The following is an 11,077-nucleotide window of genomic DNA, read 5'->3' on the forward strand; positions in this document are numbered from 1 at the left end:
GGATGCTGAAGGTCGGTTTGGTGGTCACCGCGGTGGTGGCCGTGGTCGCGGTCGCCGTCACCAACGGCGTGTCCACGGTGATCAGCGGCACCACGCCCACCGAGGGCGGGGGCGCGTTCGGCATCCGCAACGTCGGCTGCAACGCGGCCATCGGCCCGTGGGAGGGCGGTGGCGCGGAGAAGGGCAGGCACGACGCGAGCAGGCTGAACGAGGAGCAGCGCGGCACCGTCGCCAAGATCATCTCCATCGGGCAGGAGCGCAAGCTGCCGCCGCTGGCCTGGCAGATCGCCATCCAGGCGGGCATGACCGAGTCCGGGCTGCGCAGCCTGGACTACGGCGACCGCGACTCGCTGGGCATCTTCCAGATGCGGCCGTCGATGGGCTGGGGCACGCCCGAGCAGGTCATGGACCCGATCTACGCCATCAACAAGTTCTACGACGTGCTGGAGGCCGTGCCGAACTGGCAGGAGCGCAGGCCAGGCGACTCGGCGCAGGCCGTGGAGCGCTCGGCGTTCCCGGACCGGTACCACAACTGGGAGGCCATGGCGGCCTTCCTGATCGGCGAGCTGGGCGACGTGGTCGACCCGGCGGGCTGCGGCCAGGCGGCGGGGCAGTTCCTGCTGGCGTCCTCGGTGGCGGCCGGGGCGATCGAGTTCACCAAGCAGCAGCTCGGCGAGCCGTACCAGTGGGGCGGCAACGGGCCCGACCAGTGGGACTGCTCGGGCATCCTGGTCAAGGCGTTCGCCAGCGTGGGCGTGAAGATCCCGCGCGTGGCCAACGACCAGTACATGTCCGGCGGGGCGCACCTGCCGGTGCGCGAGGCCAAGGCGGGCGACCTGATCTTCTGGGCCACCAACCCGGCCAACCCGGTGAGCGTGCACCACGTGGCCATGTACCTGGGCAACGACGAGTACATCCACGCCCCCCAGACCGGTGACGTGGTGAAGATCAGCAAGATCAACTGGGACTACCACGAGCTGATGCCGCTGGCCGTCCGGCCGGGCGTGTAAGTCGTGCGAGGGAGGCACTGATGTTCACCCCCGACCCCATCCAGCGCCCCGCGGGACCGCCCGCCTCCACCACGCCGACCAGGGACTACCTCAGCTCCCAGCCGCCGGGGGTGGACCAGCACTACGCGGTGCTGCCCCGGTCGCTGGTGGAGGCCATGCCGCTGCCGTGGCAGCAGCAGATGGCGCACCTGCTGGCCGAGTTCCACCGGTCCTACGCGCACCTGAGGTGGCCGGTGTACCGGGTGGTGCCCTCCCGCCGGGAGCGGCTGGTGGACCTGGACGAGGACCAGCTGGCCGAGGTCGGCGCGATCGCGGAGATCGACTCGGACGGCGAGCTGGTCTACCGCGACCGCTACGGCAAGCGCATCGAGGACCCGGAGAACCGCGTGGTGCTGGTGTCCTGCCTGGACCCGATCCCGGCCGAGTTCGCCAACGCCACCCAGAACACCCCGCCGCGCGGCTTCCCGCCGCAGGGGCACCCCCAGCCCGGCCCGCACCCAGGCTCCCACCCCGGTCCCCACCCAGGCCCGTACCAGGGCCCGCCCTCGGGCCCGCTGCCCGTGCCGCCCCAGGCCCCGCCCCAGGTCCCGGCCCAGGCCCCGCGCAAGAAGTGGAAGTGGTGACCGGCGTCTGCAAGTACTACCCGACCCCCGTCGGGTAGTACTTGCAGACGCTCCTGGCATGACAGCGGACACGCGGCGTGCCAACCTTGACGGCATGGTCGACCCGGACGCCTGGTACTACTGCCTGACCCACCGCGAGCCCGAGCACGGCCTCGGCTGCCGGGCGATGGACCGGATGGGCCCCTACCCCGACCGGGCCACCGCCGCGCGGGCGCTGGAGATCGCCCGCGAGCGCACGAAGGCCGCCGACGAGGCCGACGAGGAGTGGAACGCGCGTTAAGGTGCACGCGTGGCCTCCGTGGTGATCCGCACCGGCCGCGCCGACCTGGACTTCACCGGCATCCGGCGCGAGTTCGCGCTGCCCGAGGAGTTCCCGGCCGACGCGCTGGCCGAAGCGCGGCGCGCGGTCTCCGCCGGGTTCGACGGCGCGGACCGCGAGGACGCGACCGACCTCCCGCTGGTGACCATCGACCCGCCCGGCGCCAAGGACCTCGACCAGGCGCTGCTGGTCCAGCGCGCCGGACGCGGTTTCCGGGTGCACTACGCCATCGCCGACCTGGGCGCGTTCGTGCCGCCGGACGGCGCGCTGGACGCCGAGGTGCGCAGGCGTGGCCAGACGCTGTACCTGCCCGACGGCAACGTGCCGCTGCACCCGACCGAGCTGTCAGAGGGCGCGGCGAGCCTGCTGCCGGGGCAGATCCGGCCCGCGGTGCTGTGGACCTTCGAGTGCGACGCGGACGGCGAGCCGGTCGACGTGCGGGTGCGACGGGCGGTGGTCCGCTCCACCGCGCAGTTCGAGTACGAGGGCGTGCAGGCGGCGTTCGACGGGGGCGCCGCGCACCCGTCGGTGGCGGCGCTGCCGGAGTTCGGCGCGCTGCGCCGCGAGCGCGCGGTCGACCGGGGCGCGGTCGAGCTGCAGCTGCCCGAGCAGGAGATCGTGCCCAACGGCGACGGCGACTGGAAGCTGGCCGTGCGCCCCAGGGCCGCGGTGGACTCCTGGAACGCCGAGATCTCGCTGCTGACCGGCATGTCCGCGGCGAAGATCATGCTGGAGGCGCGGGTCGGCGTGCTGCGCACGCTGCCGGACGCGGACGGGGAGGCGGTGTCCGCGCTGCGCCGCTCCGCGCACGCGCTGGGCGTGCCCTGGCCCGCCGAGGTGACGCCGTCGCGGCTGCTGGCCGGGCTGGACCCGAGCAGGCCCGAGTCGCTGGCGCTGTTCGTCGACGCCACCAAGCTGCTGCGCGGCGCGGGCTACACCGCGTTCGACGGCGAGATCCCGGCGGTCACCACGCACGCAGGCGTCGCCGCCCCCTACACCCACGTCACCGCGCCGCTGCGGCGGCTGGTGGACCGGTTCGCCGCCGAGGTGTGCCTGGCGGTGACGGCGGGCCGCGAGGTGCCGGACTGGCTGCGCGCCGCGCTGCCGCGGCTGCCGGGGCTGATGGGCGGGTCGGACGCGCTGGCGGCCAAGGTGGAGCGGGCGTGCCTGGACCAGGTGGAGGCGTGGGTGCTGGCCGACCGGGTGGGCCACCGGTTCGAGGCGGTGGTGCTGCGCGCCGACGCGAACGGCGCGGACGTGTTCACCCCGCAGCCACCGGTGATGGGCCGCTGCACCGGCGAGAACCTGCCCGAGGGCGAGCGGATCGCGGTTCGCCTGGTGGAGGCCGACCCCGAGCGCCGGAAGGTCGTCTTCGAGCGCGTGTGATGTGATGGCCCGGTGACGGAGATCGGGGAACTCACCATCGGCGTCCTGGGCGGAACCGGGGCGCAGGGCAGGGGCCTGGCGCTGCGCTGGGCGAAGGCCGGGCTGACCGTGGTCATCGGCTCGCGCGGGGCCGAGCGCGCGGAGGCCGCCGCCGCGGAGGTCCGCGACGCGGCGGGCGTGGACCACGTCAGCGGCGCGGACAACGCCGCCTGCGCCGAGCGGGCCGACGTGGTGCTGGTGGCGGTGCCCTGGGAGGGCCACGCCGAGCTGCTGCGGTCGCTGCGGGAGCCGCTGGCGGGCAAGGTCGTGATCGACTGCGTCAACCCGCTGGGCTTCGACAAGCAGGGGCCGTTCGCGCTGCCGGTGGAGGAGGGCAGCGCCGCCCAGCAGGCCGCCGCGCTGCTGCCGGACTCGCGCGTGGTCGCGGCGTTCCACCACGTCTCCGCGGTCAAGCTGGCCGACCTGTCGGTCACCGAGCTGGACTCCGACGTGCTGGTGCTGGGCGACGACCGCGAGGCCACCGACCTGGTGCGGGCGCTGGCCGACACCGTGCCCGGCTTCCGCGGCGTCTACGGCGGCAGGCTGCGCAACGCCCACCAGGTGGAGGCGTTCACCGCCAACCTGATCGCCATCAACCGCCGCTACAAGGCCCACGCGGGCCTGCGGATCACCGACCTGCCCTGACCCCGTGATCCCCGTCGACGACCTGGGCGAGCCGGTCCCGCTGCCCGGCCCGCCGCGCCGCGTGGTCAGCCTGGTGCCCTCGCTCACCGAGGCCGTGCTCACCGACGCCGTCGACCCGGCGGTGCTGGTCGGCGCGACCGACTACTGCACCCACCCGCCGGAGCTGGACGTGGCGCGGGTGGGCGGGTCGAAGTACCCCGACGTGGACCGGGTGCTGGCGCTGGCGCCGGACCTGGTGCTGGCCAACAGCGAGGAGAACCGGCCCGAGGACGTGCAGCGGCTGCGCGCCAACGGGATCGCGGTGTGGGTGACGGCCGCGCCCGCGACCGTCCTGGCCGCGCTGGGGTCGCTGCGCCGCCTGCTGGCCACCGCCTGGGACGTGGAGCCGGGGTGGCTGGTCGAGGCGGAAACCCTGTGGCGGCAGCGCGAACCGGTGCGGGCCACGGCGGTGGTGCCGGTGTGGCGCAGGCCGTGGGTGGTGGTCGGCCGGGACACCTTCGCCGGTGACGTGCTGCTGCGGCTGGGGGTGGCCAACGCCTACGCCGACCACCCCGAGCGCTACCCGCGCCCGCCGCTGGCCGAGCTGCGGTCCTGCGGGGCGGACCTGGTGGTGCTGCCCGACGAGCCGTACCGGTTCACGCCCGAGGACGGCCCGGAGTCGTTCCCCGGCATGACACCGGTGCACGTCTCCGGGCGCCACCTCACCTGGTACGGCCCGTCACTGGTGGCGGCCAGGGCCGCGCTGCTCAGCGAAATCGATCGGTCGCTGCGATGAGCGCTTCGAGGATGCCGGGGTCGTCGTAGGCGTGGCCCGCGCCGGGCACCATGACCAGCTCCGAGCCGGGCCACGCCTGGTGCAGCTCCCACGCGGTCACCGGGGGCGTGGCCACGTCGTAGCGCCCCTGCACGATCACGCCGGGGATGCCCGCGAGCTTGCCCGCGTCGCGGATCAGCTGCCCCTCCTCGAACCAGCCCTTGTGGACGAAGTAGTGGTTCTCGATCCGGGCGAACGCCAGGGCGTACTGGGGTTCGGCGAAGTGGGCGACGAGATCGGGCCGCTCCAGCAGCGTGACCGTCGAGCCCTCCCACACGCTCCACGCCACCGCGGCCGGTTCGTGCACGGCCGGGTCGGGGTCGTTGAGCAGCCGCGAGTACGTGCCGATCACGTCCCCGTCGGGCGCGTGCGCGACGACCTTCTCCCACAGCTCGGGGAACAGGAACCCGGCGCCGCCGCCGTAGTACCAGTCGAGTTCCTTCTTCCGCAGCGTGAAGACGCCGCGCAGCACCAGCTCGGTGACCCGCTCGGGGTGGGTCTCGGCGTAGGCCAGCGCGAGCGTGCTGCCCCACGACCCGCCGAACACCTGCCACCGCTGGATGCCCAGGTGCTCGCGCAGCAGCTCCAGGTCGGCGACCAGGTGCCAGGTGGTGTTCGCGGACAGGTCCGCGCCGGGCTCGCTGGCCAGCGGGGTGCTCCGGCCGCACCCGCGCTGGTCCAGCAGCACGATCCGGTAGGCGGCGGGGTCGAACAGCCTGCGGTGGCCGGGCGTGCTGCCGCCGCCGGGTCCTCCGTGGAGGAACACCACCGGCTTGCCCTCCGGGTTGCCGCTGACCTCCCAGTACACGCGGTGCCCGTCGCCGACGTCGAGCAGGCCCTGCTCGTGGGGTTCGATCTCGGGGTACATGCCCCCTACTCTGCCCGACCCCGCCCCGACCGCGATCAGTGGAAGGCGTGCTCCGGGCCGGGGAACTGGTGGCCCCGGACCTCGGCGGCGAACTGCTGGACCGCGGAGGTCATCACCCCGGCCAGGTCGGCGTACCGCTTGACGAACCGGGGTGCCCGGCCGCGCCGCAGCCCGAGCATGTCCTGCCAGACCAGCACCTGCGCGTCGGTGTCCGGCCCGGCCCCGATGCCCACCGTCGGGATGCGCAGCTCGTGGGTGATCTGCTTGGCCACCTCGGAGGTGACCATCTCCAGCACGACGGCGAACGCCCCGGCCGCCTCGACGGCGAGCGCGTCGGCGACCACGGCTTCGAACTTGTCGTTGCGGCCCTGCACCCGGTAGCCGCCGAGCTGGTGCTCGCTCTGCGGGGTGAACCCGATGTGGGCCATGACCGGGATGCCCGCGTTGACGATGGCCTCGATGTGCGGCGCGAAGTGGCGTCCGCCTTCGAGCTTGACCGCGTGGGCGCGGCCCTCCTTCATGAACCGCACGGCGGTCGCCACGGCCTGCTCGACCGACACCTGGTAGGAGCCGAAGGGCAGGTCGGCCACGACCAGCGCCCGCTTCACCGAGCGGGTCACGCCGCGGACCAGGGGGATCAGCTCGTCGACGGTCACCGGCAGGGACGTGTCGTACCCGTAGACGTTGTTCGACGCGGAGTCGCCGACGAGCAGGACGGGGATGCCCGCCTCGTCGAACAGCTCGGCGGTGTACATGTCGTAGGCGGTGAGCATGGGCCACGGCTCGCCGCGCTCCTTGAGCTCCTGCAGGTGGTGGATGCGGACCCGCTTGGCGGGGGCCTGGTTGCCCGCCCCGCTGCCGTAGGGCGCCGCCACCTCAGCCGCTGAGGTCATCGCCGACCGTCCTCCCTCGAAGCCCGCGCCGTCGCGGGTCTCCGGGTCTCGTTGCACGGTTACCCGACCAGCGTGACACCGGCGGGCCGCGATGTGCACCCGGTGCGAGTAGCCTCACACGCCGTGGCTTGCCGCATCACGGAACTCGTCCTGGACTGCACCGATCCCGAAGCGCTCGCCGGTTTCTGGTGCGAAGTGCTGGGCTGGCGGGTGCTCGGCCGCGACGACGACGGCTCGGTGGAGATAGGTCTGCCCGACCAGCACCCGACGCTGCTGTTCCAGCCCGTCGACGAGCCGAAGGTGCGGAAGCTGCGGCTGCACGTCGACGTCAGCCCCACCGACCGCGACCAGGCCGCCGAGCTGGAGCGCCTGGAGGCGCTGGGCGCCCGCCGGGTCGACATCGGCCAGGGCGAGGTGAGCTGGCACGTGCTGGCCGACCCGGAGGGCAACGAGTTCTGCCTGCTCAGCCGCCGCGTGGCGGGCTGAGCTCAGCCGGTCGGACCTGGCCGGTCGGACCTGGCCGGTCGGACCCGGCCGGTCAGAACTGGCTGGTCGGCTGGATGACGACCTGCGGCAGGTTGACGTTGCGCGGCAGGCTGGTGATGTACCCGATGGCGTCGGCCACCTCCTCGGCGGACAGCGGCTGGACCCCGGCGAACACCGCGGGCAGCTGCGCCACGAGTTCCGGGTTGTCGATGTGCTGGGACAGCTCGGTGTCGACCACACCGGGCTCGACGTTGGTCACCCGCACGCCCAGCGGCCCCAGTTCGGTGCGCAGGTTGGCGGACAGGTGGGTCACGGCGGCCTTCGTGGCCGAGTAGACGGCGAAGGTCGGGAGGGTCAGGTGGGCGCCGATGGAGGAGACGTTCACCAGGTCGGCCGGGCCTTCCTGGGCGGCTTCGACGAGGTCGGGCCGGAAGGTGTCGGTCACCCGCAGCAGGCCCGCGAGGTTCGTGTCCAGCATCCGCGCCCACTCGTCGGTGCGGCTGTCGGTGAAGGGGTTGACGAGCATGACGCCCGCCGCGTTCACCACCATGTCCACCCGCCCGAAGGCGTCGCGGATCGGCGCGGTGTCGAAGTCGCGGGTCACGTCGGCGGCGAAGGGGAGCGCCTGCCCGCCCTCGGCGGTGATCCCGGCGGCCAGCTCGGCGAGCCGGTCGGCGCGGCGGGCCAGCAGGACCACCTTCGCGCCGGAGCGGGCCAGCGCGACGGCGGTGGCCGCGCCGATGCCGCTGGCGGCTCCGGTGACGACGGCGGTGCGGTTGCTGAGGTCGTGAGTGGTCATGGCCCAACCTTGGGGCGGGTGGCGCGGAGGTCCGTTGGCTCCGCTTTTCCCTAGGTCCGGCAGGGCTAGGTTCGGCGCTCGCGACCGGGCCATACTGGCTGCGTGAGCCACGAACTGGGGGAATTCCTGCGCTCCCGCCGAGCTCGCATCAGCCCGGAGGACGTGGGCCTGCCCGGCGGCGGCAGGCGGCGCGTGCCGGGGCTGCGGCGGGAGGAGCTGGCCCTGCTGGCGGGCGTGAGCGTCGACTACTACATGCGCTTGGAGCAGGGGCGCACGCCCGCCGTGTCGGACGCGGTCCTCGACGCCGTGGCGCGCGTGCTGCGCCTGGACGGGACCGAGCGGCTGCACCTGCGCAACCTGGTTCGCCCCGCGCCCCGCAAGCGCCCGGCCCCGCAGCGCCTGCGGCCGGGGATGCGGCGGATGCTGGAGATGATGGGCGACATGCCCGTGTTCGTCATGGGGCGCCGCACGGACGTGCTGGCGTGGAACAGGTTGGCGGGCGCCCTCTACAGCTTCGAGGAGTTGCCCCGGTCCATGCACAACGCGGTCTGCTACACGTTCCTGAACCCCGCGGCGCGCACCTTCTACCGCGACTGGCACCGGATCGCCGCGGAGACCGTCGCGTTCCTGCGGTTGGACGCCGGGCGGCACCCCGAGGACGAGCGCCTGACCGCGCTGGTGGAGGAGCTGTCGGTGAAGGACGAGGTGTTCCGGAAGCTGTGGGCGCAGCACTCGGTGCTGGAGAAGACCCACGGGGTCAAGCGGATGCGGCACCCGGTCGTCGGGGACCTGGACCTGAACTACGAGACGCTGGTGCTCGCGGACGACCCGGACATCACGATCAACACCTACGCCGCCCCGGTGGGCTCGCCGAGCGAGGAGCGCCTGCGCCTGCTGGCGAGCTGGGCCGCCTCCATCCCCGCACCTGCAAGTACTACCCGAGGGCTCCCACCGAGCGCATAACTACTACCCGCCCGGGGTGACGCCGTGGGCGGGTAGTAGTTACCGGCCCCCAGGACCACGCCGGGTAGTACTTGCCGGCGCGTCATCCTGGGGGCGTAGGCGTCCGGTGTACGCGGATGATCATCTCGGGGGATGCCGCGCGGGCGCGGCGGTCGACCAGAATGAGCCGGTGGAACGACTGCGGCACTGGGCCGGGCTGCTGCTGGGCCCACCGGGGCCGATACCGCGGCCGACCTGGCGCGGCTACGCCTTCGACGCGGCGCTGGCGCTGGTCGTGTGCGTCGGCACGGTCGACTACGCCCTCGACCGCGCCGACGACCTCGTCCCCTCGGTCGTCGGCGGCCTGCCGGTCATGGCCACGCCCACCCCGGAAGTGGTGGCGTTCGGCGTCTTCCTGGCCGTCGCGGCCTCGGTGCCGCTGGCGCTGCGCCGCCGCTACCCGCTGGCGGTGCTGTGGGTCGTGCTGGCCGCGACCCTGCTGACGCCCCCGGAGGGGGCCAGGCTCACCTTCTACGCCTGCGTCATCGCCGCCTACAGCGCCGCCGCCTACAGCCCGCACCGGGGATGGGCGCTGGCCAGCGTGGTGGGCGCGGTCGCCGCGGTCGGCCTGGCCGGGAACACGACGCTGCCGACCGTGCCGACCAAGTACGTGACGATGCTGGTCCTGGTGCCGATCGTGGTAGCCGCCAACGGCCTGCGCACGTGGAAGCTGCGCACGGACGAGAGCCTGCGGCAGCTCACGGCGCTGGAGCGCGAGCAGGCCGAGGCGGTGCGCCGCGCGGCCGAGCGCGAGCGCGCCCGCATCGCCCGCGAGCTGCACGACGTGGTGACGCACAACGTCAGCGTGATGGTCATCCAGGCCGGGGCCGCCCGCAAGGTCATGGACACCGCCCCCGAGCAGGCCCGCGAGGCGCTGCTGGCGGTCGAGGCGGGCGGCCGGGCGGCGATGGCCGAGCTGCGGCACGTCATGGGCCTGCTCGCGCCGGACACCGCCGCGGAGCTGGCCCCGCAGCCGGACCTGGACCAGCTCGACGCCCTGGTCGGCCGGGTGCGCGACACCGGGGTGCCGGTCGAGCTGACCGTGCGCGGCAGGCGGCGCCCGGTGCCCTCCGGGGTCGGGCTGGCCGCCTACCGGGTGGTGCAGGAGGCGCTGACCAACGCGGTGAAGCACGCGGCAGGCGCGAGCACCGAGGTGACCGTCGACTACGGCGCGGACCGGCTGCGCGTGGAGGTCACCGACACCGGTGGCGAGCCGGACGGGTCCACCTCCGGCAACGGGCTCGGTCTGCTCGGCCTGCGCGAGCGCCTGGCCGTCTACGGTGGGACCCTGCGCGCCGGGCCGCGCCCCGCCGGGGGTTACCGCGTCACGGCGCTGATCCCCCTGGAGGCCCCGTGACCGGCCCGCGCGTGGTGGTCGCCGACGACCAGGCGCTGGTGCGCACCGGCTTCCGGATGATCCTCGCCGCCGACGGCATCGACGTGGTCGCCGAGGCCGCGACCGGTGCCGAGGCCGTCGAGGCGGTCCGCCGCACCCGGCCGGACGTGGTGCTGATGGACGTGCGGATGCCCGAGCTGGACGGCCTCGAGGCGACCCGGCGCGTGCTGACCGGGGCGGCGGACGACCCGAAGGTGATCATCCTGACCACGTTCGACCTCGACCACTACGTCTACGCCGCGCTGACCGCCGGGGCCAGCGGCTTCCTGCTCAAGGACGTCAGCCCCGAGCAGCTGGTCGCGGCGGTCCGGCTGGTCCGCTCCGGCGACGCCCTGCTGGCCCCCACCATCACCCGCAGGCTGGTCGAGCGGTTCGCCCGGCGGAACGAGGACGCGCCCCCGGTGCACCGGGACCTGTCCTCGCTGACCCCGCGCGAGCTGGAGGTGCTGCGCCTGCTGGCGCGCGGGCTGAGCAACCTCGAACTGGCCAAGCGGTTGCACCTGTCCGAGGCGACCGTGAAGACCCACGTGGCCCGCGTCCTGGCCAAGCTCGGCCTGCGCGACCGCGTCCAGGCCGTCGTCGTCGCCTATGAGACCGGCCTGGTCACCCCGCGAGTCGAACCTCCGGACACCGTGAACTGAGCGTTCAGGCACGGTGAACTGAGCGTTGGAGGATTTAAAAGCGCGCTCGCCGCGCGGCAGGTCGCCAAGGACGGCGGGTCGCCCCCCTGGTGCGTGGGCAAGTACTACCCGACGGGGTTGGCAGGGCCGGTAACTACTACCCGAGGCACGGAAGCG

General features: G+C 73.6%; 13 protein-coding genes. 10 read left to right on the plus strand and 3 right to left on the minus strand.

All coding sequences use genetic code 11. From position 1 onward, the window contains the following. Positions 1-2: 2 nt before the first annotated feature. The 6 genes from IEZ00_RS18780 to IEZ00_RS18805 all read left to right on the plus strand — a co-directional run bounded on the left by IEZ00_RS18780 (position 3) and on the right by IEZ00_RS18805 (position 4,797). The gene (locus IEZ00_RS18780) at positions 3-1,010 is read left to right on the plus strand and encodes a C40 family peptidase (protein ID WP_189224567.1); all 1,008 of its coding nucleotides are present in this window, start codon (positions 3-5) and stop codon (positions 1,008-1,010) included. Positions 1,011-1,030: 20 nt separating this feature from the next. Beyond that, entirely contained in the window at positions 1,031-1,633 is a 603-nt protein-coding gene (locus IEZ00_RS18785) for a hypothetical protein (protein ID WP_229795876.1), read from the plus strand. Between the two features lie 94 nt (positions 1,634-1,727). After that, positions 1,728-1,913, plus strand: coding sequence for a hypothetical protein (locus tag IEZ00_RS18790; protein ID WP_189224604.1), 186 nt, complete (start codon positions 1,728-1,730; stop codon positions 1,911-1,913). A 21-nt stretch (positions 1,914-1,934) separates the two neighbouring features. Further along, positions 1,935-3,338, plus strand: a complete 1,404-nt coding sequence (locus IEZ00_RS18795) for an RNB domain-containing ribonuclease (protein ID WP_189224605.1) — start codon at positions 1,935-1,937, stop codon at positions 3,336-3,338. 12 nt (positions 3,339-3,350) lie between these two features. Beyond that, complete coding sequence (gene npdG, locus IEZ00_RS18800; protein WP_189224568.1) at positions 3,351-4,022, plus strand: NADPH-dependent F420 reductase; 672 nt, start codon at positions 3,351-3,353, stop codon at positions 4,020-4,022. Between the two features lie 4 nt (positions 4,023-4,026). Continuing rightward, positions 4,027-4,797 (plus strand): helical backbone metal receptor, encoded by a 771-nt coding sequence (locus IEZ00_RS18805; RefSeq protein ID WP_189224569.1) that lies wholly within the window; start codon positions 4,027-4,029, stop codon positions 4,795-4,797. On the opposite strand, the gene pip is transcribed toward IEZ00_RS18805, so the two are convergent. After that, positions 4,769-5,704: a prolyl aminopeptidase gene (pip, locus tag IEZ00_RS18810; protein ID WP_189224570.1), complete on the minus strand. Its 936-nt coding sequence runs from the start codon at positions 5,702-5,704 to the stop codon at positions 4,769-4,771. The genes IEZ00_RS18805 and pip overlap by 29 nt on opposite strands. A 35-nt stretch (positions 5,705-5,739) precedes the next feature. After that, on the minus strand, positions 5,740-6,597 hold the full coding sequence (gene panB / locus IEZ00_RS18815) for a 3-methyl-2-oxobutanoate hydroxymethyltransferase (RefSeq protein WP_189224571.1): 858 nt from the start codon (positions 6,595-6,597) through the stop codon (positions 5,740-5,742). Between the two features lie 123 nt (positions 6,598-6,720). Between panB and IEZ00_RS18820 the strand changes: the two genes are divergently transcribed. Continuing rightward, positions 6,721-7,083 carry a VOC family protein gene (locus IEZ00_RS18820; RefSeq protein ID WP_189224572.1) on the plus strand — a complete coding sequence of 121 codons (363 nt, stop codon included), beginning with the start codon at positions 6,721-6,723 and terminating at the stop codon, positions 7,081-7,083. A gap of 52 nt (positions 7,084-7,135) precedes the next feature. On the opposite strand, the gene IEZ00_RS18825 is transcribed toward IEZ00_RS18820, so the two are convergent. Continuing rightward, positions 7,136-7,882, minus strand: a complete 747-nt coding sequence (locus IEZ00_RS18825) for an SDR family oxidoreductase (RefSeq protein WP_189224573.1) — start codon at positions 7,880-7,882, stop codon at positions 7,136-7,138. Positions 7,883-7,984: 102 nt separating this feature from the next. Between IEZ00_RS18825 and IEZ00_RS18830 the strand changes: the two genes are divergently transcribed. The 3 genes from IEZ00_RS18830 (at position 7,985) to IEZ00_RS18840 (ending at position 10,921) form a co-directional block, all read left to right on the plus strand. After that, positions 7,985-8,845, plus strand: a complete 861-nt coding sequence (locus IEZ00_RS18830) for a helix-turn-helix transcriptional regulator (RefSeq protein ID WP_189224574.1) — start codon at positions 7,985-7,987, stop codon at positions 8,843-8,845. 169 nt (positions 8,846-9,014) lie between these two features. After that, a complete protein-coding gene (locus IEZ00_RS18835; protein ID WP_229795877.1) occupies positions 9,015-10,241 on the plus strand; it encodes a sensor histidine kinase in 1,227 nt (408 codons plus the stop codon). Further along, a complete protein-coding gene (locus IEZ00_RS18840; RefSeq protein WP_189224575.1) occupies positions 10,238-10,921 on the plus strand; it encodes a response regulator in 684 nt (227 codons plus the stop codon). The genes IEZ00_RS18835 and IEZ00_RS18840 overlap by 4 nt, the downstream gene beginning before the upstream one ends. Positions 10,922-11,077 lie beyond the last annotated feature (156 nt).

The sequence above is a fragment of the Saccharothrix coeruleofusca genome (genome assembly GCF_014648515.1).
Classification (GTDB): domain Bacteria; phylum Actinomycetota; class Actinomycetes; order Mycobacteriales; family Pseudonocardiaceae; genus Actinosynnema; species Actinosynnema coeruleofuscum.

Excerpts from the sequence above, each read along its gene's own strand:
- IEZ00_RS18780 (WP_189224567.1), top strand. The coding sequence starts at position 3 with ATGCTGAAGGTCGGTTTGGTGGTCACCGCGGTGGTGGCCGTGGTCGCG.
- IEZ00_RS18785 (WP_229795876.1), top strand. The coding sequence starts at position 1,031 with ATGTTCACCCCCGACCCCATCCAGCGCCCCGCGGGACCGCCCGCCTCC.
- IEZ00_RS18790 (WP_189224604.1), top strand. The coding sequence starts at position 1,728 with ATGGTCGACCCGGACGCCTGGTACTACTGCCTGACCCACCGCGAGCCC.
- pip (WP_189224570.1), bottom strand. The coding sequence starts at position 5,704 with ATGTACCCCGAGATCGAACCCCACGAGCAGGGCCTGCTCGACGTCGGC.
- panB (WP_189224571.1), bottom strand. The coding sequence starts at position 6,597 with ATGACCTCAGCGGCTGAGGTGGCGGCGCCCTACGGCAGCGGGGCGGGC.
- IEZ00_RS18825 (WP_189224573.1), bottom strand. The coding sequence starts at position 7,882 with ATGACCACTCACGACCTCAGCAACCGCACCGCCGTCGTCACCGGAGCC.